This window comes from Embleya sp. NPDC059237, assembly GCF_042754105.1.
In the GTDB taxonomy this organism is placed as follows: Bacteria; Actinomycetota; Actinomycetes; order Streptomycetales; family Streptomycetaceae; genus Embleya.
On record NZ_JBHZAE010000009.1, the window covers coordinates 86,300 to 109,574 of the forward strand.

A 23,275-nucleotide genomic window follows, 5' to 3' on the forward strand; every position below is an offset into this window, starting at 1 on the left:
CCCGGCGCGCCTCGGCAGGCTCGCCGCATGATCGGTGACGACGTCAGACCGGCGACCTACCGCGAGATCTTCGCGGTGGGCGCCTTCCGGGTGCTCTTCGGTTCCTACGTACTCCTGCTGATCGGCGACACCGTGCGGATGCTCGCGCTCGCGGTGCTCGTCTACGAACGCACCGGCTCTCCGGCGCTGTCCGCGCTCGCGTATGTGGCGGGATTCGTGCCGCAGGCGTTCGGCGGGGCGCTGTTGCTCTCGCTGACCGACCGGCTGCCGGTGCGGGCGGCGATGGTGGGCTACGACCTGATCCGCTGCGTCATGGCGCTGGTGCTCGCGGTCGACGTGTTGCCCGTGTGGGCGGTGTTGGCGCTGCTCGCGAGCGTCGGCCTGGTCAGCCCGGTCGCGGGTGCGGCCCGGCAGCGCACCCTGCCCGAACTGCTGCACGGTGACGCCTATGTGCTGGGCCGCTCGGTGTTCGGGGTGACGGCCGGGGCGATGCAGGTGCTCGGGTACGCGGTCGGCGGGGTGTTGCTGGCGCTGGTCGGGCCGGGCGGTGCGCTGGTGTTCGCCGGGGTCGTGGCGCTGGTGTCGGCGGTGGTGGTGCGCTTCGGGCTGGCGCGCGAGACGGCGGCGCAGGGGGACGAGGCTGAGGCGGGCGGCGACGGCGGGCCGGCGCCTCGGCCCGAGGGCACGATACGGGCTACGTGGCGGGTCAATCGCGAACTGCTCGCCGATCCGGTCGTGCGCGGGCTGCTGCTGGCGCAGTGGGTGCCGGCGAACCTGATCGTGGCCGCCGAGGGGGTGATCGTGCCGTACGCGCCCGATCACGCGGGGCTGTTGTACGGCTCGGCCGCCGCCGGGATGTTGCTCGGCAATCTGCTCGTGGGGCGCTTCGTCCGGCCGGCCCGACGGGAGCGGCTGGTGCCGTGGCTGGCGCTCCAACTCGGTATCCCGCTGCTGTTCGTCGCCGCGAGCCCGCCGGTGGCGGTGACGGCCGCGCTGTTCGTGCTCTCCAACGCGGGCTTCGCCTACCAACTCGGCCTGCAACGCCGGTTCCTGGCCGCGGTCCCGAAGGCGGGCACCGGGCAGGCGATGGGGCTGGCGATGACCGGGACGATGACCCTCCAGGGCGTGAGTATGGCCGGCGCCGGAGCCCTGGCCGGGGTGTTCGACCCCGGGCATGTGATCGCGCTGTCCGGCGTGGCGACGATCGTCGGGACGGCCATGGTGTGGCGGATGTTGCGGCCCGGGGACGTGCCGGCGGCGCAGGCCGCGGTGGTGTGAACGGCCGGTGGGGGACTGGTCCGACTTCTGCGCGGCTTTGCGCGGCTTCGCGCGGCAAAATCGCCTTCGGGATGTCGATCCGACATTGTGTGCGCCGGGATGTCGAGAACGGTCGGCCGACTCCGACCCGGATACGAGCGGCCCGCAGGGGCCGACGCAGTGCACGCACGAGGAGCGAAGTCATGAAGTTCATGTTGCTGATCTACAACCGCCCGGGTTTCGTGGAGGAGCTGTCCGAGGCCGAGCGCAACGAGCTGTTCGGCGAGGTCGGCACGATCATGGCCGAACTGACCGCGTCCGGTGAACTGCTCGGCGGCGAGGCGCTCGCCGACCCGACGCAGACCAAAACGGTCCGGACGCGGGACGGGGTGCCGGCGGTCACCGACGGTCCGTTCATGGAGGCCAAGGAGCACTTCGCGGGCTATCTCCTCGTCGAGTGCGAGAGCACCGAGCGGGCCACCGACATCGCCGCCCGCTGGCCGGACGCCAAGCGGTGGGCGATGGAGGTACGGCCGGTGATGTCCGAGTCGGGGACGGAGATGTGAGCATGGACGCGCCCGCCGAGGACCTGCTGCGGGAATTGGCCCCGCAGGTCCTCGGTGTGCTCGTCCGCCGACACGGCCAGTTCGACGCGTGTGAGGACGCCGTACAGGAGGCGCTGCTCGCGGCGACCGTGCAGTGGCCGGTGGACGGGCTGCCCGATCATCCGTTCGGGTGGTTGCTCACCGTGGCCGATCGGCGGTTGATCGACCACTGGCGCAGCGAACGTGCCCGGCGCAACCGCGAGGAGCGGCTCGCCGCCCAGGCGCCGGCCGACGAGCACGTGGCGCCCGCGCCCGACGGGGAGCCGACCGGCGCCCACGACGACGCGTTGACCCTGCTGTTCCTGTGCTGCCATCCCGCGCTGTCGGGGGCCTCGCAGGTGGCGCTGACGCTGCGCGCGGTCGGCGGCCTGACCACGGCGCAGATCGCCGACGCCTTCCTGGTCCCCGAGGCCACCATGGCGCAGCGGATCAGCCGGGCCAAGCAGCGGATCAAGGCGGCCGGCGGCCGATTCGGCACCCCCGCCGGGCCCGAGGCGATCGAGCGGCTCCGGGCGGTGCTGCATGTGCTGTACCTGATCTTCAACGAGGGCTACACCGCCAGTTCGGGCCCCGACCTGCACCGCACCGACCTGACCGCCGAGGCGATCCGGCTCACCCGGGCGATACACCGGCTGCGGCCGGACGACGGCGAGATCGCCGGGCTGCTGGCGCTGATGTTGCTCACCGACTCGCGGCGGGCCGCGCGGACCGGCGCCGACGGCGCGCTGATCCCGCTGGCCGAGCAGGATCGGACCCGCTGGCATGCCGAATCCATCCGCGAGGGCACGGACCTGGTCACCGACGCGCTCACGTGGGGGCCGCCGGGGCCGTACCAGGTCCAGGCCGCGATCGCCGCGGTGCACGCCGAGGCGGCGCGCGCCGAGGATACCGACTGGCCGCAGATCCTCGCGCTGTACCGGCTCCTCGCCCACCTGTCGCCGGGGCCGATGGTCACCCTGAACCAGAGCGTCGCGGCGGCGATGGTGCACGGCCCGCAGGCCGGCCTGGACCTGCTCGACACGCTGGCGGGGGACGAGCGCATGGCCGGCCGGCACCGGGTCTGGGCGGTACGGGGCCACCTGCTCGAACTGGCCGGGGACCGCGAGGCGGCCCGGGAGGCGTACCGCGAGGCGGCCCGCCGCACCACGAGCCTGCCGGAGCGCCGCTACCTGGAGATACGCGCGGCACGGGTGGGCGAGGGCGCCTGAAGAACTTCCGGGGGATTTTTCGTCGTCGATGTCGAGAACGTGTCGCCGGGTCCGACCTCACCATGAGAACAGCGGAAACGGCCGGAATCCCCCGATCCCCCGCCCCCCGATCCTCCCAGGGAGCACCTCATGCGCAAGATCCTCTACATGGTCCACCAGTCGGTCGACGGTTACATCGAGGGCCCCAACGGTGAGTTCGACTGGCCGACGATGGGTCCGGAGTTGTCCGACTTCGGGCAGACCATCAACGAAGGGGTCGACACGTTCCTGTACGGCCGCGTGGTGTGGGAGATGATGGCCGGCTACTGGCCGATCGTCGAGACCATCTCCACCCATCCGCACGACCTGCGGTTCGCGCCGGTCTGGCGGGCCACCCGCAAGGTCGTGGTCTCGACCACGCTGAAGCAGGCGGAGCACGGCGCCGAGGTGATCGGCGCGAACGTGGCCGCGGACGTCGCCGCGCTCAAGGCCGAGCCCGGCAAGGACATCCTGCTGAGCGGCGGCGCGGGACTGGCCAATACGCTCACCGAACTGGGCCTGATCGACGAGTACGCGCTCTTCGTGCACCCGGTGATCCTGGGCGGCGGCAAGCCGGTCTTCCGGAACGACGACGTGCGTCGTGGGCTGCGCCTGGTCGATACGCGAACCTTCGACGCCGGTGTGGTCATGGTGCGCTACGCGCGCGTCGAGAGCTGACCGGGTCGAGCCCGGGATTACGGGGGTGTCCCGGGCTCGCGCCTCAGACCCGGCCGGCCGCCCGGTCGGCGAGCCAGCCGTCGAACGCGGACCGGGCCTCGTCGGCGTCCTGCTTGGTCAACGGGCGGTTCTGGTGGGTGATTTCGAGGTGTACGCCGTTGGGGTCGAAGCAGTAGACGGAGTACCAGACGCCCTCGTGGTCGATCGGGCCGCGCACCTCGACGCCGTGTCGGCGGATCTGCTCGGCCATCGCGTCGACCTCGGCGGGTGAGTCGACGGCGAGCGCGACGTGCCGAGTCCACCACTCCAGGCCGTCGGGGACCGGCTCGTACTCCTTGGCCACGTCGAAGAACGCGATGCACTCGCCGCTCGCGAGCGCGTAGAAGACGTGCAGGAACGGCGGGGTGACCTCGCCGCTGCTGGTGGTCCGGGACTCCTCGCGGACCGCGCCCGCGAGTTCGGCGCCGACCGCCTCGGTCCAGAAGCGGTGCGTCGCGGCCAGATCCCGGGTCTGGTAGGCGAGGTGATTCATCGCCACGGGTACTGCCATGGTGTGCTCCCGTCCGGTCGAGCTGTGGGCAACTCCCGTACACAGCACACCATATCGCTGGTTGTATCGGCTCGGGTCGGTCGTGGACGCGTCAGGGGACGAGGTGGGTGGACGCGCGGCGATCCGGGCGGCGGGAGTGGTGGCCCGAGCGGTCGCCGACCAGGGCGGCCAGGCGGTCCAGGCCGGCGTCGATGCGGGCCGGGTCCAGGGCGCCGCCGGACAGGCGCAGCCGGTGGGCGGGTCCGATACCCGGGTCGTAGAAGTGCGCCATGGGCGTCCACAACACGCCGAACTCCCTTGCGGACACCTCCAGCAGCGCGTCGTCGACCACGAACGGGACGGTCAGCACGGTGAACAGGCCGCCGGCGGGGCTGTGCCAGTGCACTCGGCCGGCCAGTGGGCCGTGGCCGAAGCGGGCGGCGAGACCTTCGAGGAGGTGACGGGGGTTGTGCAGGTATACGCGTGCGGCCCAGGTGGTTCGGTCTGGGGTGTTGGTGTTCGTATTGGTGGGTGGGGTGTGGGTGCTTCGGGTGAAGGTGTCCACGTGTACGACCCGGCGGCGGGTGTCGAGGGTGTGCAGTGCCGGTGGGCGGTGGGGGTCGGCGGTGGTGGGTACGAGCGCCGGGCCGTAGGGGTCGTCCTCCAAGAGCAGGAGGTCCAAGTCGGCTACGAGATCGAGCAGTTCGTGTCTGGCGGGCAGGTCCAGGCTGATTCCGGCCGGAGTGGCGAAGTCCGGGACCAGGTACAGCGCTCGGGGGCGCAGTCCGGCGGCGCGGGCGCCGTGTACCTGGGCGGCGAGGTCGTCGAGGTCGACGCCGCGCGGGCCGTCGGCGACGGGGAGTACCGGCAGTTCGGTGAGGCGGGCGGCGCGGGTGAGGCCGACGTAGGTGGGCGCGACGGCAAGGACCACGTCGCGATCCGAACGGCGCAGCGCCCGCAACGCATGGGTCAGCGCCTCCTGATGCCCGTCGGCCGGCTCGGCGCGGGCCGGGTCGACGGGACGTCCGGCGGCCAGGGATACCGCACGCGGGTAGCGGTCGGCGACCTCGTCGAGCAGGGCGGTCGAGCGCAGCACGGGGTCGACGCGTGCCGGGGCGATCCACGTATCGGGTGTCCGACTCGGGCTCATCGCACCTCCGTTGCCGCACTCGCCGGGCCGCCGATCCGGTGCGTGGGCCGGGGGATCGCCCGTAGGCGACGAGGCTAGGAGGGTGGCGCGTGGGAGGGGCGGGATCTGAGCAAAACGTGAGGTTCGGGGGGTGGGTGGTGGCGCCGGACGAGTCGGCGTGCGGTGGCTCGGGGCGCCGGGCGGCTCAGGGCGTGGGGTGGGCCGGGCGCCACATGGTGGTGACCACGTGGCCGGTGTCCAGGGTGATCGTATCGAGAGTGGTGAAGCCCGCCCGTTCGTAACGCGCGTTGTTGGCCGGGTTGCACGACTCGAGGTAGGCGGGCTCGCCGAGGGCGTCGATCCGGGCCAGGTTCTCGGTCAGCAGGCCCATGCCGAGGCCACGGCCGCGGTGGTCGTCGTGGGTGGCCAACAGGCTCAGGTAGAAGTGCGGTTCGCTCGGTTGCGCGTCGCCGAGCAGCTCGAAGATGCGCAGGATTGCGTCGGCGGTGGGGCGGTCGGTGAGCTCGACCAGGAACGTCTCCAGATCGCTCTCCTCCTCCGCCGCCAACTCGCTCGCGCCCGGTGGGATCCACAGTGCCGCGGCCTCCACGTGCTCGGTGACCAGCGCCCAGGGGTGACGCAGCGCGGAGCCGGCGAGCAACCGCCAGAGCTGGGACGCCTGTTCGGCCCGACGCTCGACGTCGGGGAACGCCGGTCCCCACATGGGGTCGTCGAAGAAAGCGGTGGTCAGGGCGGCGACGATCGCGTCGACATCCGCGCTCGTCGCCACCCGTGCGGGTACGGGTTGGTACGGGGAAGTGCTCACACGCCCAGCCTAGGCCGACCCTGCCGGCGGCCCGCCCCAACCCCGTCCGGTCAGCCCGAATGCGCGGGCGTACGGGCCCATTCCCGTCGACCGCCGGGCCGAATTCGCGCGGTGGATGGACCCGCCCCCGTGCGTCAGCCGCGCAGGTGCGGAAGGGCACCCGAGCAGCCCAGGTCCGCGAGCCACTCCGCGGACGGCTAGGTGTATTGCCCACGGAGGTTGGTGACGGATCGCACGCGGTTGTGGTCTTCAACGGGTGCCGACGTGTCCGGAACGCTTGTGCCTGACGTCAGCAGTTGCCCAGGAGGCCACCGTCGTTGAACAGGTAGTTCTGGTCCGCATAGCCGGTGACGTTGCCCCTGTGGGTCGTCAGGTGGTACCAGTGGCCCTCGGCGTTGGCCACGGCGCAGTGGGCGGTGAATGTTTCACCGTTGTAGCCCTGGCCCAGGATCGTGTAGCCGAGTCCCGGTCCGCTGCGGATGTTGACGCCGTCGGCGAGGAAGTGTCCCGGGCTGCTCTGCACCGTAGCGGTTCGCGCCGCTGCGGTGGCGCAGTCCGAGAAGGCCGACCGGACCGTCATCGCGGACATGGACATCCGCGCGCAGGGCCGGTGCCGGGGCGAGGCCGATTCCCCGTCCGGGTACGCCGAGTTCCGCAGGACCGTCAACGCTCGCGACGAACTCACCACTCAGGGGGCCGGGCGAAGGTGTGCCGGTCGACGGTGACCGGGCCGAACGTCGGTCCGTAGGAGCCCCATTCGTAAGTTGTCCAGCAACGACCAGTGCAGGTAGCCGCGTACGTCGATGCCGTCGACCGGCGCCGCCGCCAATTCGGTCAGGGCGCCCGAGGTATGGGCGATCCGCCGGGTGTCGTCGTTCGTCGCCCGGCGCGGGCTCCGTACCCGACGCCGCCGGGGTGGCCCGAATCCTGCTCGCCGCCGTCGACGGCCTTCGGCTCCAGTGGCTCCTGAAGCCGGACATGGAACGAGAGCGCGGCGGCCGGCAACCCCATCCCCGAGGACGACTGAACCGGACGCTCTCACCCCTTCGCCCACACCATCTCCGCCCGGGCACGAAACCGCCGAGTCGTCGTTCCGGTCTGGCGTGGCGGGGGCATCGTCGGGTAGATGTCGACCATGACCGCACGAGCAGCCCAGCCACCTCCGAGCCGCAGCGCCGGCGGTCACCATCACCTACCCGTCCATCTCAGCCCACTCGCCCGCCGCCTGACCCCGGCCGGCATCGCGCTACCGGTCCTGATCCTGGCCGCCACCCTGTTCGCGGTGGCCGCCGACACCAACGCGGCAGGCGCCCGCGCCCTGTGGATCCTGGCCGCGATCGGCTCCATCATCGGAGCCGGCATCGCCTGGACCGACATCCTGATCGTCGTACACCGCCGCCGCCCATCGGGCCGACCCCGCCCGCCCACCGTCAACGGGCCCCGCACCACGGATGGTTGACCGGGGCCGGTGACCGACCGGTCGCGGCGCCCCGACCAACGACAGAGCGAGCAACCCGACCGGCCCCTGGCCACATGCCCTGACCGCCCGCCGCCCGCGACTTCACGGGGCACTCACCTCGACGGGGAACGACCCACGCCTACCCCGGAGTCGGGTCGCCGCCGGGCCCACCCGGCAGCGCCGCCCCGGCCGCGGCCAGCCGGCCGGCCAACTCGCGGCAGCGGGCGCCCAGTTCCGGCGGGGCGATCGCCTCGAAGTCGTGGCCGAGCAGCGCCACGTGCATCAGGACGTAGTCGAGGCTGCCCCCACCGCTGACGACCTCGCAGCGGTCGTCCCCGCGCGGGTGTACGACGGCCGCCGACGGGGGGATCTGCGCGCGTACCGTGTCGGCCGGCGCGTGGACCAGGAAGCGGGCCTGGTGCGCGTACACCCGACTCGCCACACCCTCCTGTACATAAGCCGCCGCGTCCGGCGCGGCGCGCGGCCGGAAGCGCCAGGTCCGCGCCGACACCCCGGTCATCCGGTCGACCCGGAAACTGCGCCAGCCGTCCCGGTCGAGGTCGTACGCGAGGAGATACCACCGTCGGTCGGAGGCGACCAGCCGATACGGCTCGACCCGCCGCCGCCGTACCTCGCCCCCGGACGGGTAGTCGAAGCCTGCCTCGACCTCGTCCCGGCACGCCCCCGCCAGCGTCATCACCACCTCGGGGTCGACGGGCGTACGCCCCCGGCCGAAGAACTCCACCGAACCCGACAGCGCCCGCACCTCGTGCCGCAACCGCGCGGGCAACACCCGATCGAGTTTGGTCAACGCTCGGAGCGCCGCCTCCCCGGCACCGGCGACCGCGCCGCCCGCACCCGCGAGCAACGACACCGCGGTCGCGATCGCCTCCTCGTCGTCCAGCAGCAGCGGCGGCACCTCCTGCCCCGCCCCGAGCCGGTAGCCCCCGCCGACCCCCTGCCCGCCGTGCACCGGATACCCCAGCACTCGCAGCCGCTCCACATCGCGCCGCACGGTCCGCGCGGTGACCCGAAGCCGATCGGCCAACTCCACCCCGGTCCACACCCGCCGCTGCTGCAACAACCCGAGCAACGTGAGCACCCGCTCCGTGGTCCCCAACTCGCCACCGCTCGCCACAACCATGCCGTCCACGGTGCCAGAGACAGCGGACCGATCCTGTCCGCAATGCGTGCCAGGATCGCCGAGGTGGGAGGAGCAGCAAGAGCCCAATGAAGAAACACCCCCGAACCCCCACGAAGTCACACCCCGAACCCCCACGAACGGATCACCCCATGAGCCGCCACATCCAGGTCACCTTCGACGCCCACGACCCCAAGGCCCTGTCCACCTTCTGGCGCGACGCCCTCGGCTACGTGCACCCCGCCCCGCCCGGAGTCGACCTGCCCGAGGGCGCCGACCCCCTCGCCGCCTGGGACGACTTCCTCGCCCGGATCGGCGTCCCGGAGGAGCAGCGCAACTCGCGATCGGCCATCGAGGACCCGGACGGCCGGGGCCCACGCGTGTTCTTCCAGCAGGTACCGGAAGGCAAGACCGCCAAGAACCGTGTCCACCTCGACGTCCGCGCGGCCCCCGGCCTCCGGGGCGAAGAACGTATGGCAGCCCTCGAAGCCGAATGCACCCGCCTCGAAGCCCTCGGCGCCAAACGCGTCCACCGCCAGGACCCCACCCCACCCCTCGAAGCCGGCCACATCGTCATGACCGACCCGGAAGGCAACGAATTCTGCCTCGACTGACCCCTGACCCGGGACCGCTCCGACACCGGCCGCCCCCACGCCCCCGGCCGGACCTCAGACCAGGTTTGCCTCGTAGGCGGTGATGACCAGGTGGATGCGGTCTCGGGCGGTCAGTTTGGAGAGGAGGCGGGCCACGTGGCTTTTTGTGGTGGCCATCGTGATGTACAGCTCGGCGGCTATTTCGGCATTGGAGAGGCCGCGGGCGATCAGGATCAGGACCTCGCGTTCGCGGTCGGTGATGCCCTCGATCGGGCGTCGGGGGCGGGTGGGTGTGGGAGGTCGGTCGGCGAAGTCGCGGATCAGGCGGCGGGTGACCGCCGGGGCGATCAGCGCGTCGCCGACGGAGACCACCCGGATCGCGGCGATGATGTCCTCCAGCACCATGTCCTTCACCAGGAACCCGGCGGCGCCCGCGCGCAGCGCCCCGTACACGTTCTCGTCCTCGTCGAACGTGGTGAGCACGATCACCCGCGAGGCCGGGGACTTCGCGGTGATGATCCGGGTGGCCTCGATCCCGTCCATCACCGGCATCCGGATGTCCATCACCACCACGTCCGGACCGAGTTCGTCGACCAGCCGGACCGCGTCGGCGCCGGTGCCCGCCTCGCCCACCACGTCGATGTCCGCGATGTCGGCGATCAACATCCGCAGCCCGGCACGCACCACCGGCTGGTCGTCGACCAAGACGACCCGGATCGTCATATCGGCAACCCCGCGGCCACCCGGAAGCCGCCCTCGGGCCGCGGCCCGGAGCTGAACCACCCGTGCAGCAGGGCGACCCGCTCACGCATCCCGGCGATCCCGTAGCCGCTGCCGGCAAGCCCCGCCGCCCGACCGCCGGCTCTGCCGCCGCCCCCGTCGTCCACGATCTCCAGCGCCAACTCCGCCACCCCGTAGTCCACCGACACCCGGCAGCGGTCGGCCTCTGCGTGCCGCACCACGTTGGTGACCGATTCCTGGATGATCCGGAACGCCGACAACTCGATCTCCGCCGCCAGCGGCCGAGGTTGCCCCAGCCGGCGGATCTCCACCCGGACCCCCGCCTCCGCCATGCCCGCCACCAGTCGATCGAGGTCCGCGAGGCCCGCCGCCGGCGCGCCCGGCGCCGAGCCCACCGCGCCGACGTCCGCCGCGCCGTCGTCCGCCCCGCGCAGCGCGCCGAGCAGGTGCCGCAGCCCCGTCAGCGTCTCCCGGCTGGTCGCCTCGATCACCCCGAGCGCGTCGCGCGCCCCCGTCGGCTGGGTCTCGATCACCCGCCGCGCCGCGCCCGCCTGGATCGCGATGGCGCCGATGTTGTGCGCGACCAGGTCGTGCAACTCCCGGGCGATCCGCAGCCGTTCGGCCTGCACCGCCTGTACCGCGACCTGCGCCCGCAACTCTTCGGCGTGGTCCTGCCGGAGGCGGATCCAACTGCCCAGGATCCACGCCGCGACGGCGATCACCGCCAGCCCCGAGGACGGCCCGGTGAGCACGGCGAAGATCCGGCCCGCCGGTACGAAGGCCGTGGCGACCACGGTCCAGCCGGTGAGCACGCCCACCAGACCCACCACCGAGGCCCGGCGCGTACAGGTCACCGCGAGATGGAAGACCACTACATCCGCCGCCAGGAACAGCGGCCAGCACCGCGTCCCGAACACCCGAGCCGCGACCGCCTCGGCCAGCAGCAGCCCGAGCACCGGCAATGGCCGCCGCACCGCCCACCCGATCGGCAGCGCCGCCACCACGGCCACCGCCACCACCACACCCGGCGACGGCGACAGGAAACGATCCCGAGCCAGGAACACCGGATGGATCGGCTGCGGCAGCGTCCCGTACAGCAGCAGCGCGAACGCGGGGACCGCGCACCAGCCGAGCGTCGTCAACGCGCCCGGCGACAACCGGGTCGGCGGGGCGGAGGGCTTCGAGAGTCGTGGCACGTGCCGACCCTAGCCGGCATCCGCCCCACCCCGAATCAGCCCGTGGACTGCGTCCCACGGACGGAGCCGAGCCCACCCGAGGAAGGAGCCGCCCGCCCCCGCAGACCGCGCCGCCCGCCCCCGAGGCCGGGCCACGGGCCGATGCGACCCACCCCCGCCCCCCGGCAACCTCGACGGCATGATCGAGATCGAACACCTCACCAAACGCTACGGCCGCGTCCTGGCCGTCGACGGCCTGACCTTCACCGTGCGCCCGGGCCGGGTGACCGGATTCCTCGGCCCGAACGGCGCGGGCAAGACCAGCACCCTGCGCATGCTGCTCGGCCTGAACACGCCCACCAGCGGCCGGGCGACCATCGACGGGCGCTCGTTCCGCGAGTTCGGCACCGGACTGCGCCACGTCGGCGCGCTCCTCGACGCCAACGACGTACACAACGGCCGCACCGCGAACGCCCACCTGGGCGCGCTGGCCCGCAGCAACGGACTCCCGCGCGGCCGGGTGCGCGAGGTCTTGGCCACCGTCGGCCTGGGCGACGCGGGCCGGCGCCGGATCGGCGGCTTCTCGCTCGGTATGCGGCAGCGCCTCGGCATCGCCACCGCCCTGCTCGGCGACCCGCCCGTGCTGCTCTTCGACGAACCGGTCAACGGCCTCGATCCGGAGGGCATCCGGTGGGCGCGCGGGTTGTTCCGCGAACTGGCGGCGGAGGGCCGTACCGTGCTGGTCTCCAGCCACCTGATGGGCGAGATGGAACACACCGCCGACCACCTGGTCGTGATCGGCGCCGGGCGGTTGATCGCGGACGAATCGCTCGCCGCCTTCGCGGCCCGTGCGACCACCGGCGGCGTCACCGTGCGAACGCCCGACCCGACCGCGCTGGCCGCCGTGCTGGCCGCGGCCGGCGCCACGGTCCGGGCGCACGGACCCGACACGCTCGCGGTGACCGGCCCGACGGCCGCCGAGGTGAACGAACTGGCCTTCACCCACCGAGTGATGGTCCACGAAGTCACCGCACACGGCGGCACCCTGGAGGACGCCTTCATGCAGCTCACGGCGGACAGCGTGCGGTATCGCGCGGCGGCGACGGCAGCCCGCGCCGAGGGCAGGGCGGGCCGGTGAGCACCACGTGGACCACCCCGGACACCCGCCCCCGATGGCGCGACCTGATCGCCGCCGAGTGGATCAAACTGACCTCGCTGCGCTCGACCCCGATCGTGCTCGGCCTGCTCGTCCCGCTCTACCTCTACTTCGCCCACGACGGCGCCGCGACCACGTACGCGCACTGGCCGACCCTGGCCGCCGAACTCAAGCGGCACCCGGATCCGGCGCACGACGCCTTCCCCTTCCCGAAGTTCCTGCTGCTGATGGCCACCGCCGGCACGCTCGGCGCGATGACCGTGGCAGGGGAACAGGCGAGCGGCCTGATCCGGACCACGTTCATCGCGGTACCGGCGCGCACCCGGGTCCTGGCGGCCAAGGCGGCGGTGCTCACCGGCACCCTCGCCGGCGTCGGCCTGGTGATCGGCGTCGGCGTCTGGGGCGTCACGCTCGCCACCTACGGCGACCGGATCCCGGGCTTTTCGTACGGCACCCCCGGCGTGGGCCGCGCCATCGCCGGCACCGCCCTGCTGCTTCCGGTCTGCGGGCTGATCGGGATGGCCCTGGCGGCGATCATCCGCAACACCGCCGGAACGGTATTCGCGGTGCTCGTTTTCTTCCTGGCCGGACCGGTGGCCGGAAAGGGACGCATCCCGCCGCTGGACGCGGAATGGAGCGCGCACGTGACCAACGCGCTGCCGGGCTACGCGTGGGGGCGGCTGACCGTGATGGACCCGGGCCACACCGTCGAACGGCTGCCGTCCGTGCCGACGGCCTGGATCACGCTCGCTGCCTGGGCGTTCGCCGCGCTCGCGGTACTGCTGCCGCTGCTGCGCCGCCGCGACGTCTGACCCGCGCCGTGCCCCGCCGCCGGCCCCCACCGCGACAAGGACCCAGGATGCCCACGCCCACGCTCACCACCGCGATCCACTCCCGCCCCGCCCGCTACCCCGACCTCCTCGCCGCCGAGTGGCTGAAACTCTCCTCCCAGCGGCTGCTCCTGCTCCCCCTCCTCCTCGCCCCGCCCTGCACCGTCGCCCTGTCCTGGTTCCTGTGCTCCGGCGTGGACCTCATCGGCACGCGCGATCGCACCGACTTCGATCGACTCGCCGCCTCCTTCAACCACGGCGTCTGGGGCTTCCTGATGATCGGCGCCGCGGTGATCGGCGCACTGTCCATCACCGGCGAGTACGCGAGCGGCCTGATCCGTACCACCTTCATCGCCGTTCCGGACCGGCGCCGCGTACTCCTTGCCAAGGCTGCGGTGTCGGCCGCCGTGGCGACCGCGGTCGGTGTGCCGACGGCGATCGCCTCGTACGGGACGTCCCAGGTGGTGTTGTCCGGCAAGGGCCTCGGCCTCGCGCCCGGCGACCCAGGCGTGGCGCGCGGATTCCTGGCGGCCTGCGTGTTGCTCCCGGTGGCCGCGCTGCTCGGCCTGGCCGCCGGCGTGCTGGTCCGGCACCAGGCGGGCGCGGTGTTCGCGGTCTTCGTCACGCTCGGTGTGGTGCCCGAACTGATCCCCGAGGGCGGCCGATTCCTTGCCGAAGCGGCCAATCTCATGCCGCGCAACGCCTGGTCCGCACTGGCGAGTCTGGGCACCGCCGACGACGAACTCGGCCCGTACCCCCCGTCGGCGACCCACTCCTGGCTCGTCCTGGCCGGTTGGCCGCTCGCCCTCCTGGTCGCCGCCGCGCTCGTCCTGCGCCGCCGCGACCTCTGAGCGGGCGCGGGCCGTGGGCCGCAACGAGGGCAATCCGCCCACTGCGGAGCGTAATCGAACGGCGACGCCCAGGTAAACGGCGTCGGATCACCCGGAAAACCTTGACACGCTCTATTGGTCTGGACCACTTTGGCCTAGACCAATAAGCGCGCAGGGCGGGCTGTCGCGCATGCAAGTCCCATCGCTACCACCCACATCGCTTCTCCACGCACGGAGGCAGTAGTGGCACGCGTTTCGCACGTTCCGCGAGCGAAGTCCCCTCGCCGCGGGCATCCCACCCTCGCCGCCCTCGCGGCGATCACCCTGGCCGGCGCCGGTCTCACCCTCGTGGGCGCCGGCAGTGCCCGGGCCGCCGACAACCTGGTGAGCAACCCCGGCTTCGAGGACGGACTTTCCGGCTGGACCTGTTCGGCCGGCTCCGGCGCGGCGGCGAGCACCCCGGTGCATGCCGGCACCGGGGCCCTCAAGGCCACCCCGGCGGGCGCGGACAACGCCCGCTGCAGCCAGACCGTCACGGTCCTCCCCAACTCCGCCTATACGCTGAGCGCCTGGGTCCAGGGCAGCTACGTCTACCTGGGCGCGACCGGCACCGGCACCACCGACCCGTCCACGTGGACGCCGGGCGCCGGCACCTACCAGCAGCTCACCACCACGTTCCGGACCGGTCCGTCCACCACGTCCGTCACGGTCTACACCCACGGCTGGTACGGCCAACCCGCCTACTACGCCGACGACATCACCCTGTCCGGACCCGGCGGCGGCACCCAGATCCCGGCCGCCCCCACCGGTCTGGCCACCGGCGCCCCCACCGACACGAGCGTCCCCCTCTCGTGGAACGCGGTGCCCGGCGCGACCGGCTACAACGTGTACCGCGACGGCACCAAGGTGCAGTCCGTGACCGGCACTTCCGCCACCGTCACCGGCCTGACGCCGTCCACCGCGTACAGCTTCCAGGTCACCGCGACCAACTCCGCCGGCGAGTCCCCCAGGTCGGCGACCGTGAGCGCAAGCACCACCGGCGGCGGTACCCAGATCCCCGCCACCCCGACCGGTCTCGCGGCCGGCGCCCCGACGTCCACGAGCGTCCCCCTCTCGTGGAACGCGGTCCCCGGCGCGACCGGCTACAACCTGTACCAGAACGGCGCCAAGGTGCAGTCCGTGACCGGGACTTCCGCCACCGCCGGCGGCCTGACGCCGGCCACCGCGTACAGCTTCCAGGTCAGCGCCACCAACGCGGCCGGCGAATCGGCCAAGTCCGGCGCGGTGACCGCGACCACCACCAACGGCGGGGGCGGCGGCACGCTGCCCAAGCACGTACTCACCGGCTACTGGCAGAACTTCAACAACGGCGCCACGATCCAGACCATCGCCCAGGTGCCCGCCGAATACGACATCATCGCGGTCTCGTTCGCCGACGCGACCGGCCAACCGGGTGGCGTCTCGTTCACCCTCGACCCGGCGCTGAACTACTCCGAGGCGCAGTTCAAGGCCGACATCGCGGCCAAGAAGGCGGCCGGCAAGAAGGTGATCATCTCGGTCGGCGGGGAGAAGGGCAGCGTCTCGATCAACAGCGCGTCCGCTGCGAGCAACTTCTCCAACACGCTGTACACCCTGTTCCAGAACTACGGGTTCGACGGCGTCGACATCGACCTCGAGAACGGCATCAACTCCACCTACATGGCACAGGCGTTGCGCTCGCTCTCCGGCAAGGTCGGCCCGAGCCTGGTGATCACCATGGCGCCGCAGACCCTCGACATGCAGTCGACCGGAACCGAGTACTTCAAGACCGCGCTGGCGATCAAGGACATCCTCACCGTCGTCAACACCCAGTACTACAACAGCGGTGCGATGCTCGGCTGCGACGGCAAGGTCTACAGCCAGGGCACGGTGGACTTCATGACCGGCCTCGCCTGCATCCAACTCGAAGGCGGCCTGGCGCCCTCGCAGGTCGGCCTCGGTCTGCCCGCCTCACCGCGCGGCGCCGGTTCGGGCTATGTCTCGCCGACCGTCGTCAACAACGCCCTGGACTGCCTGGCCAAGGGCACGGGTTGCGGCACGTTCAAGCCGAGCAAGACCTACCCGGGTCTGCGCGGCGCGATGACGTGGTCGACCAACTGGGACGCCCTGAACGGCAACCAGTTCTCCAACACCGTCGGCCCGCACCTCGACACGCTGCCGTAGTGCCACCGGGGCCTGTCCGGATCCCGGCGGGATCCACCGGACAGGCCCCGCCCGGGCCGGACCACGCGACCGGCCCGGGCTCCCCGCACCGTCCCGTCCCGACCACGCGAGGAATCCCATGTCCGGATCCACCAGCGTTCGTCCCCCCACGCGACCACGCGCCAAGCGGCTGCGCCCCCTCGTCGCCGCGACGAGCACCGCGTTCCTGACCGCCGCCATGCTCACCGTCGCCGGCGGCGGTGCGGCCGACGCCGCGGACACCACCGCCGCCGGTGCCGCCGAACTGGTTCAGAACGGCGGCTTCGAGTCGGCCCTGAGCGGCTGGACCTGCAGCGCCGGCAGCGGCGTCGCGGTCACCACCCCGGTACACGCCGGCACCGGAGCCCTCAAGGCCACCCCCGCCGGCAGCGACAACGCGCGCTGTTCGCAGACCGTCACCGTGCAACCCTCCTCGGACTACGTCATCTCCGGCTGGCTGCGCGGCAGTTACGTCTACCTCGGCGCGACCGGCACCGGCACCACCGACCCGTCCACGTGGACCGGCTCCGCACCGGACTGGACCCGCCTCACCACGAACTTCCGCACCGGGCCGAGCACCACCTCGGTCACCCTGTACACGCACGGTTGGTACGGCACCGGCGCCTACTACGCCGACGACCTCTCCCTGGTCGGCCCCGGCGGCACCACCCAAATCCCGGCCACCCCCACCGGATTGGCCGCCGGCGCGCCGACCGCGACCAGCGTGCCGCTGTCCTGGACCGCGGTTCCCGGCGCGACGAGCTACAAGGTCTACCGCGACGGGGTGTTGGCGCAGACCGTCACCGGCACGAACACCACGGTGACCGGTCTGACCCAGGCCACGGCGTACAGCTTCCAGGTCAGCGCGGCCAACTCGGCCGGGGAGTCGGCCAAGTCGGCCCCCGTCAGCGTGACCACCACCGGAGGAGGCACCCAGATTCCCGCCACCCCGACCGGTCTCGCGGCCGGCACGCCGACCACGACCACCGTACCGCTGTCGTGGACCGCGGTGTCCGGCGCGAGCGGCTACAACGTCTACCGCGACGGGGTGTTGGCGCAGTCCGTGACCGGTACCACCGCCACCGTGACCGGACTGACCGCCGCCACCGCGTACGGCTTCCAGGTGAGTGCGACCAACGCGGCCGGCGAATCGGCCAAGTCGGCGGTGCTCACCGTCACCACCGCGACCGACGGCGGTGGCGGCCAACTGCCCCCGCACGCCCTGATCGGCTACCTGCACGCGAGCTTCGCCAACGGCTCGGGCTACACCAAGTTGGCGGACGTTCCCGCGAGTTGGGACGTGATCAACCTGGCCTTCGGCGAGCCGACGTCGGTCACCTCCGGCGACATCCGGTTCAACCGCTGCCCGGTGACCGAGTGCCCCGGCGTGGAGAGCGACGCCGACTTCAAGGCCGCCATCCGGGCCAAGCAGGCGGCCGGCAAGAAGGTACTGATCTCGATCGGCGGCCAGAACGGCCAGGTGCAACTGTCCACGACGGCCGCGCGCGACAAGTTCGTCCAGTCCGTCGGCGCAATCATCGACGAATACGGACTCGACGGCCTGGACATCGACTTCGAGGGCCACTCGTTGTCCCTGAACACCGGCGACACCGACTTCAAGAACCCGACCACCCCGGTGATCGTCAACCTGATCTCGGCGGTCAAGACGCTCAAGGCCAAGTACGGCAGCCGGTTCGTGCTCACCATGGCGCCGGAGACGTTCTTCGTGCAACTGGGCTACCAGTACTACGGAGCCGGGCAGTGGGGCGGCCAGGACCCGCGCTGTGGCGCCTACTTGCCGGTGATCTACGCCCTGCGTGACGACCTGACCCTGCTGCACGTGCAGGACTACAACTCCGGCTCGATCATGGGCCTGGACAACCAGTACCACAGCATGGGCGGCGCCGACTTCCACATCGCGATGACGGACATGCTGCTCACCGGCTTCCCGGTCGCGGGCAAGACCGAGAACATGTTCCCCGCGCTGCGCCCGGAGCAGGTCGCGATCGGCATGCCGGCCTCGACCCAGGCGGGCAACGGCTGGGTGTCCACCACGGAGGTCAACAAGGCGCTGGACTGCCTGACCAAGGGCACCAATTGCGGGAGTTACCAGACGCACGGTGTCCGTCCGAACCTGCGGGGCCTGATGACCTGGTCGATCAACTGGGACCGGTTCAACAACCTCGAGTTCTCGCGCAACTTCGACACGTACTTCCGCAGGTAGGCCCCGCGCAGGAGGCACCCAGAGAAGCACCCCGGGAAACACCCCGGGCTGCCATCCCCGATACGACCCCCGCCGCCGGTACCCACGCGAGACCGGCGGCGGGCCGGTCCATGTTCGGCGACCCGCCGAATCCCGCTACGGGTGCAGCCAGTCGCCGTCCCGCAGGAGGGTGCGGCCCTTCAGCTCATTGGCCTCGCGCCAGGCTTGGAGGAGCCGTGGACGCAGGTGGAAGTAGTGGTACGGAGCGCCGGCCACGCGCGGGTCGAAGCCGCAGGCGGCGGCGAACGCGTCCGCCGTCTCGGCCGCCATGTCGGCGACCGCCACGGGTTCGGCGTCGGCCTCGATGATGATCACGTCGCGGGTCGGCCCGATGCCGAGCCGGGCCGTACCGCCCGCCAGCAGGTTGCGCGCGGTCGGGCTCGTGGAGACGGTCGCGATCAGGATCGTCTCCCCGTCCCAGCGAAACGACAGCGGTACCAGATACGGCGTTCCGGTTGTCGCGTCGGCGGTGGCCACCCACGCGTCCACGTCGTGTTCGAGACGGTGCAGGGTGTCCAGGCGGCGCTGTTCGGCGCTGCGGGCGGGCGGTCGTGGCGTGCTCATGGTGCGGTTGCCTCCGATTCCGTGCTTGCGTCGTCGACCTAGTCTTGCGGACGCGCCGGTCGCCAGAAACGGGGGCCGATCTCCAGCGCGAGCGCCGGCAGGAGCAGACTGCGCACCAGGAGGGTGTCCAGGAGCACGCCGACCGCGACCAGCACGCCCTGTTGCAGCGAGTTGACCGTGGGGATCACGGTGAGCGCGGCGAAGGTGGCCGCGAGCACCAGGCCGGCCGAGGTGATCACGCCGCCGGTGACGGCCAGTGCGGCCAGGACGCCCTCGCGGTGCCCACGTTCGCGGACCTCCTCCTTGGCGCGGGTCATCAGGAAGATCGTGTAGTCCACGCCGAGCGCCACCAGGAACAGGAAGCCGAACAGCAGCAACCCCCGGTCGATCCGCGGATATCCCAGCGCGTGGTACAGCAGCGCCGCCGCGCCCACCGCGGACCCGAACGACAACACCACCGACAGCAGCAGCACGATCGGCGCGACCACCGAGCGCAGCAGCACGATCAGCATCCCCAGGACGACCACCAGGATCAGCGGGATCAACAGCCTCTCCTCGTCGCCCTGCGCGTCGGAGGTGTCGAGCGTGACGGCGGTCTGACCGGCGACCAGCGCGGACCGGGTCTCGGCCGTTTCGTGGCGCAGCGTGTGCCGGATGCGCTCGATGGTCCGCCGGGCGGCGTGCGTGTCGGGACTGTCCCGCAACACCGCGGCGATGTGCGTCCAGCCACCCGAACTCGCCACCCGGGTCGCGGAGTCGACCCCCGGCACGCCCGGCAACTCGCGCAACGCCACGGCGGCGCCGGCGTCGCGCACGTACACGTCGGCGGGCGCCGAGGAGCCGGCCGCGAAGTGCTCGGCGAGCCGTTCCTGCCCGATCACCGAGTCGACCTTCTTGGTGAACTGCTCGCCCTGGGTCTGCCCGGTGCTCAGGGTGAACGAGCCGCACGCGAGTGCCACGAGGACCACGACGCTGCCGATCCAGATCGGCCGGGGCCGCCGGCCGACGCCGCGCGCGATCCGGTTCCACGTACCGTGCTCGCGCTCCGCAGTCGTGTCCGCGTAGTCGCCCGTGTGGCGCGGGATCAGCGGCCAGAACACCCACCGGCCGAGGATGACCAGGAACGCGGGCAGCAGCGAGGTCATCGCGCAGAACACGATCAGCACGCCGATCGCCACCACCGGTCCCAGGCCGCGGGTGGAGTTCATGCTGCCGAACACCAGGCACAGCGTGGCGATGCCGACCGTGGCGGCGGACGCGGCGATCGCCGGCATCGAGCGCGTCACCGCGAGCGCCATCGCCTCGTGCCGATCCTCGTGCCGATGCAACTCCTCGCGATAGCGCGCGATCAGCAGCAGGGCGTAGTCGGTGCCGACGCCCAGGACCAGGACCACCAGGACGTACGAACTCTGCCCGTTGACGGTCAGATCGGCGTACTCGGCCAACAGATAGACCACGCCGGACGCGACCTGACCGGCCAGTGCCACCGAGATCAGCGGAATCAGCCACAACACCGGACTGCGGTACGTGATCAGCAGCAACAGCGCCACGATCGCCAGCGTGGTGGCCAGGAGCGCGGCGTCCATGCCGGAGTAGACATCGATGAAGTCGGCGATGTTGCCGGCCTGACCGGCGATGCGCACGTCGAGTCCGGCGACGGCGTGGTCCTCGGTGAGCTTGCGGACACTCTTCACGGCGTCGCCGAGCACCGAGTTGTCGCTCTTGTCGGTCTTCAGCGGCACCGTCAGGTACGCGGCGCGGTGGTCGTCCGACACGACGGCCGGGGCGATGTCGGCGGCGGCGATCCGCCGTTCCAGGAGTTGCCGCCGGTCCTCGCCGACCCGGGCCAGGTCGGTGCCGCTCAGGCCCTCGTCGCGGGTGTAGACGACGACCGCCGTCATGATGTCCTTGGCGGTGAAGTACTTGTTCGCGACGTCGATCGCCTGGGTGGACTGGGAGTCCGCCGGCAGCCAGGTCTGCTGTTCGTTGTTCTGGACCGAACCGAGCTTGGCGGCCAGTGAGCCGCCGAGGCCGATCAGCAGCAGCCAGAACACCAGCACCACCCACTTCGACCGCCGCCCGGCGACGAACGAGGCGTAGCGCCGGAAGAGGGAGGGCGGCCGCGGCGGCGTGCCGGCGCCGGCCGGTTCGGTCACGGATGTCTGCGTGGTCATGGGTGCTCACCAGGGGTCGAGTGGGCCGCGCCTGCGTCGGTCGAACTGCTGACCCGACGGGGGCGACGAATGTGACACTCGACCGGGGCACGCGGTGGGCGCGGCCGGCTCGATGCGCGCGACCCGTGGGCGCCGGGGCCTAGCTGACGCGGTGACCGAACTCGGCGGCGAGCACGTCGAGTTCGGGGGTGCCGAACTCGGCCGTCAGGGCCTCGAACGTGACCACCTTGTCGTCGCCGAAGCGGCGGATCTTGGCGGCGAACGTGTCCGGGCGCAGGAAGCGGGGCGGGTTCGACTTGCTGTGGAACTTGTCCGCGTACATCACCAGGCGCTCCTCGACCGACTCCGCGACGTAGTCGTCGACCGGGATCGGCAACTGCTGGTTCACCACGTCGGCCCGGGTCACGCCGACGCCGGTGTGACAGGAGCAGAACCGGTGCAGCACCTCGGGCAGGCCCTCCTTGCGCAGGATCTCCGCGCCGAGCAGGCCGTGCCGTACGTAGTTGGCGCCGTCGAGCCGGCCGGTCTCGTCGTAGAGCCGGTAGACGCCGATGTCGTGCAACAGGCACCCGGCCCGCACCAGGGCGTGGTCCACGCCCGCGCCGGCGGGGTCGGTCAGGAGCTGCTCCGCGATGCGCCAGACGATGGTGCAGTGGGTGTGCACCTTCTCGAAGATCGCTCGGGTGGGTGCGTACGCCCGGTGCAACGCGGTGATCTCGGCGACCGTCGGAAGTTGTGCCATTCGGGGAGCCTAGCCCAGGCGGCGTCGGGTTTGTCCGCACGGGCGACGGTCCCGCGTGGCGGCGACGTGGGGTGCGTCCGGGCTCGGCGGGGGGCTCGGCCAAAGGCCCGGATCGGGGTCGGGAAGGTCCGGGATCGGGTGGTGTGCGGGGGTGAACGGGCCTGTGTCGTCCGTGAGTTCGATCGCCGGCCGCCCCGACGGGTATCCTCGTGGTCGCCTGATGTTCGCCCGGTCGATCCTGCGGGGGCATCCCGGGATCGGGCACCGTGGAGGGGCGACGGCCGGCGACGTGCGCGCGCACGCTCGGGCGAGTCCGTCCGCGACCGACGGCCATCCCAGCGAACCAGGACACCCGATGACCCCGACCACGCTCGCAGGGCCCGCTCCCGCCGGGCGCACCGACCACCACGCGTTCATCGCGATCGAGGGCCCACCCGGGGCGGGTGCCGCCGCGCTCGCGGACACGCTCGGCGCGGCACTGGGCTGCACCCCGATCGCCGGACGCGCCGAATCGATCCGCCTGGACACCCGTCCCGGACACGGCCTCGGCCTGGCCGGCCTGCTGCGGGCCGACGCGCTGGTCAAGCGCCACCGGCCGAGCGGGCCGGTGATCGTACACACGTGGGCGGCCGGCGTCGCCGCCGACGGGGCGGCGATCTACCGGGCCGACGGAACGCGGCTCAGCGCCCAGGTCGCGGAGTACCGGGCGGTGCTGGAGGAGCCCACCGTCACGGTGCACCTGACCGCCTCGGCCCGCACCCTGCGCGACCGCCTCTCCGGCCAGCGCGTCCTGTCCGCCGACGACCGCGGCTGGCTCACCCGCCGAGGCGCCCTCGAACGCGTGGCCGAGGCCCACCTGACCCTGGCCCACGAGGCCGACCCCCGACACGCGATCGTGATCGACATCGACGGCCACGACGCCGGCGCGGTAGCCGACGTGGTCATCACAACCCTCCAATCCCGCAAATTCACCACCCCCAACGCGGCATAACCAGGGGCCCCGCGCGGCCTCGCCCCGGCGGCGGTGATGAAGCGCAACGGCAACACCCCGGGCCCCGGCCCCGGGGCAACCACGAACCCGGCCCGGGCCGCGCCGGCAGCGGGGGAGCGCGGTGGAACCGGACCCAGATGCCGCGC

General features: G+C 71.9%; 22 protein-coding genes and 1 pseudogene. 12 read left to right on the forward strand and 11 right to left on the reverse strand.

Annotation, left to right across the window (positions count from 1 at the left end):
- The first annotated feature begins 27 nt into the window (after positions 1 to 27).
- The 4 genes from ACFXKZ_RS27075 (at position 28) to ACFXKZ_RS27090 (ending at position 3,766) form a co-directional block, all read left to right on the forward strand.
- Entirely contained in the window at positions 28 to 1,278 is a 1,251-nt protein-coding gene (locus tag ACFXKZ_RS27075; protein WP_380003611.1) for an MFS transporter, read from the forward strand.
- Between the two features lie 182 nt (positions 1,279 to 1,460).
- Positions 1,461 to 1,823: a YciI family protein gene (locus ACFXKZ_RS27080; RefSeq protein WP_380003612.1), complete on the forward strand. Its 363-nt coding sequence runs from the start codon at positions 1,461 to 1,463 to the stop codon at positions 1,821 to 1,823.
- Between the two features lie 2 nt (positions 1,824 to 1,825).
- Positions 1,826 to 3,070 carry an RNA polymerase sigma factor gene (locus ACFXKZ_RS27085; protein WP_380003613.1) on the forward strand — a complete coding sequence of 415 codons (1,245 nt, stop codon included), beginning with the start codon at positions 1,826 to 1,828 and terminating at the stop codon, positions 3,068 to 3,070.
- A gap of 129 nt (positions 3,071 to 3,199) precedes the next feature.
- Positions 3,200 to 3,766: a dihydrofolate reductase family protein gene (locus ACFXKZ_RS27090; RefSeq protein WP_380003614.1), complete on the forward strand. Its 567-nt coding sequence runs from the start codon at positions 3,200 to 3,202 to the stop codon at positions 3,764 to 3,766.
- A 43-nt stretch (positions 3,767 to 3,809) separates the two neighbouring features.
- Here ACFXKZ_RS27090 and ACFXKZ_RS27095 read toward each other — a convergent pair whose 3' ends face one another.
- The 5 genes and pseudogenes from ACFXKZ_RS27095 to ACFXKZ_RS27115 form a co-directional block, all read right to left on the reverse strand.
- A complete protein-coding gene (locus ACFXKZ_RS27095) occupies positions 3,810 to 4,316 on the reverse strand; it encodes a VOC family protein (RefSeq protein WP_380003615.1) in 507 nt (168 codons plus the stop codon).
- 91 nt (positions 4,317 to 4,407) lie between these two features.
- Positions 4,408 to 5,445 carry an aminotransferase class I/II-fold pyridoxal phosphate-dependent enzyme gene (locus tag ACFXKZ_RS27100; protein ID WP_380003616.1) on the reverse strand — a complete coding sequence of 346 codons (1,038 nt, stop codon included), beginning with the start codon at positions 5,443 to 5,445 and terminating at the stop codon, positions 4,408 to 4,410.
- Between the two features lie 184 nt (positions 5,446 to 5,629).
- Complete coding sequence (locus ACFXKZ_RS27105) at positions 5,630 to 6,250, reverse strand: GNAT family N-acetyltransferase (protein WP_380003617.1); 621 nt, start codon at positions 6,248 to 6,250, stop codon at positions 5,630 to 5,632.
- 289 nt (positions 6,251 to 6,539) lie between these two features.
- Positions 6,540 to 6,839 carry an SH3 domain-containing protein gene (locus ACFXKZ_RS27110; protein ID WP_380003618.1) on the reverse strand — a complete coding sequence of 100 codons (300 nt, stop codon included), beginning with the start codon at positions 6,837 to 6,839 and terminating at the stop codon, positions 6,540 to 6,542.
- Between the two features lie 92 nt (positions 6,840 to 6,931).
- A pseudogene (locus ACFXKZ_RS27115) lies at positions 6,932 to 7,133 on the reverse strand (family 1 glycosylhydrolase); the annotation flags it as partial.
- Positions 7,134 to 7,385: 252 nt separating this feature from the next.
- Between ACFXKZ_RS27115 and ACFXKZ_RS27120 the strand changes: the two are divergent.
- On the forward strand, positions 7,386 to 7,709 hold the full coding sequence (locus ACFXKZ_RS27120) for a hypothetical protein (RefSeq protein WP_380003619.1): 324 nt from the start codon (positions 7,386 to 7,388) through the stop codon (positions 7,707 to 7,709).
- 139 nt (positions 7,710 to 7,848) lie between these two features.
- Here ACFXKZ_RS27120 and ACFXKZ_RS27125 read toward each other — a convergent pair whose 3' ends face one another.
- Positions 7,849 to 8,853, reverse strand: coding sequence for a helix-turn-helix transcriptional regulator (locus ACFXKZ_RS27125; RefSeq protein WP_380003620.1), 1,005 nt, complete (start codon positions 8,851 to 8,853; stop codon positions 7,849 to 7,851).
- 149 nt (positions 8,854 to 9,002) lie between these two features.
- Here ACFXKZ_RS27125 and ACFXKZ_RS27130 point away from each other — a divergent pair, with 149 nt between their 5' ends.
- On the forward strand, positions 9,003 to 9,464 hold the full coding sequence (locus tag ACFXKZ_RS27130) for a VOC family protein (protein ID WP_380003621.1): 462 nt from the start codon (positions 9,003 to 9,005) through the stop codon (positions 9,462 to 9,464).
- A 54-nt stretch (positions 9,465 to 9,518) separates the two neighbouring features.
- On the opposite strand, the gene ACFXKZ_RS27135 is transcribed toward ACFXKZ_RS27130, so the two are convergent.
- Together ACFXKZ_RS27135 and ACFXKZ_RS27140 are read right to left on the reverse strand one after the other, a co-directional pair.
- Positions 9,519 to 10,166: a response regulator gene (locus tag ACFXKZ_RS27135; protein ID WP_380003622.1), complete on the reverse strand. Its 648-nt coding sequence runs from the start codon at positions 10,164 to 10,166 to the stop codon at positions 9,519 to 9,521.
- Positions 10,163 to 11,380, reverse strand: a complete 1,218-nt coding sequence (locus ACFXKZ_RS27140; protein ID WP_380003623.1) for a sensor histidine kinase — start codon at positions 11,378 to 11,380, stop codon at positions 10,163 to 10,165. The genes ACFXKZ_RS27135 and ACFXKZ_RS27140 overlap by 4 nt, the downstream gene beginning before the upstream one ends.
- A 178-nt stretch (positions 11,381 to 11,558) precedes the next feature.
- On the opposite strand from ACFXKZ_RS27140, the gene ACFXKZ_RS27145 reads away from it, so the two are divergent.
- The 5 genes from ACFXKZ_RS27145 (at position 11,559) to ACFXKZ_RS27165 (ending at position 18,619) form a co-directional block, all read left to right on the forward strand.
- A complete protein-coding gene (locus tag ACFXKZ_RS27145) occupies positions 11,559 to 12,497 on the forward strand; it encodes an ABC transporter ATP-binding protein (protein WP_380003624.1) in 939 nt (312 codons plus the stop codon).
- On the forward strand, positions 12,494 to 13,327 hold the full coding sequence (locus ACFXKZ_RS27150; RefSeq protein WP_380003625.1) for an ABC transporter permease: 834 nt from the start codon (positions 12,494 to 12,496) through the stop codon (positions 13,325 to 13,327). Before ACFXKZ_RS27145 ends, ACFXKZ_RS27150 begins: the two co-directional genes overlap by 4 nt.
- Positions 13,328 to 13,374: 47 nt before the next feature.
- Complete coding sequence (locus tag ACFXKZ_RS27155) at positions 13,375 to 14,196, forward strand: ABC transporter permease subunit (protein ID WP_380003626.1); 822 nt, start codon at positions 13,375 to 13,377, stop codon at positions 14,194 to 14,196.
- 222 nt (positions 14,197 to 14,418) lie between these two features.
- Positions 14,419 to 16,377 (forward strand): fibronectin type III domain-containing protein, encoded by a 1,959-nt coding sequence (locus ACFXKZ_RS27160; RefSeq protein ID WP_380003627.1) that lies wholly within the window; start codon positions 14,419 to 14,421, stop codon positions 16,375 to 16,377.
- Between the two features lie 118 nt (positions 16,378 to 16,495).
- Positions 16,496 to 18,619 carry a fibronectin type III domain-containing protein gene (locus ACFXKZ_RS27165; protein ID WP_380003628.1) on the forward strand — a complete coding sequence of 708 codons (2,124 nt, stop codon included), beginning with the start codon at positions 16,496 to 16,498 and terminating at the stop codon, positions 18,617 to 18,619.
- Between the two features lie 135 nt (positions 18,620 to 18,754).
- Here ACFXKZ_RS27165 and ACFXKZ_RS27170 read toward each other — a convergent pair whose 3' ends face one another.
- The 3 genes from ACFXKZ_RS27170 to ACFXKZ_RS27180 form a co-directional block, all read right to left on the reverse strand.
- Positions 18,755 to 19,222, reverse strand: a complete 468-nt coding sequence (locus ACFXKZ_RS27170; RefSeq protein WP_380003629.1) for a pyridoxamine 5'-phosphate oxidase family protein — start codon at positions 19,220 to 19,222, stop codon at positions 18,755 to 18,757.
- A 38-nt stretch (positions 19,223 to 19,260) separates the two neighbouring features.
- Entirely contained in the window at positions 19,261 to 21,396 is a 2,136-nt protein-coding gene (locus ACFXKZ_RS27175) for an MMPL family transporter (RefSeq protein ID WP_380003630.1), read from the reverse strand.
- Between the two features lie 139 nt (positions 21,397 to 21,535).
- The gene (locus ACFXKZ_RS27180) at positions 21,536 to 22,138 is read right to left on the reverse strand and encodes an HDIG domain-containing metalloprotein (RefSeq protein WP_380003631.1); all 603 of its coding nucleotides are present in this window, start codon (positions 22,136 to 22,138) and stop codon (positions 21,536 to 21,538) included.
- A gap of 355 nt (positions 22,139 to 22,493) precedes the next feature.
- Here ACFXKZ_RS27180 and ACFXKZ_RS27185 point away from each other — a divergent pair, with 355 nt between their 5' ends.
- Positions 22,494 to 23,129 carry a hypothetical protein gene (locus tag ACFXKZ_RS27185; protein WP_380003633.1) on the forward strand — a complete coding sequence of 212 codons (636 nt, stop codon included), beginning with the start codon at positions 22,494 to 22,496 and terminating at the stop codon, positions 23,127 to 23,129.
- Positions 23,130 to 23,275: the final 146 nt, after the last annotated feature.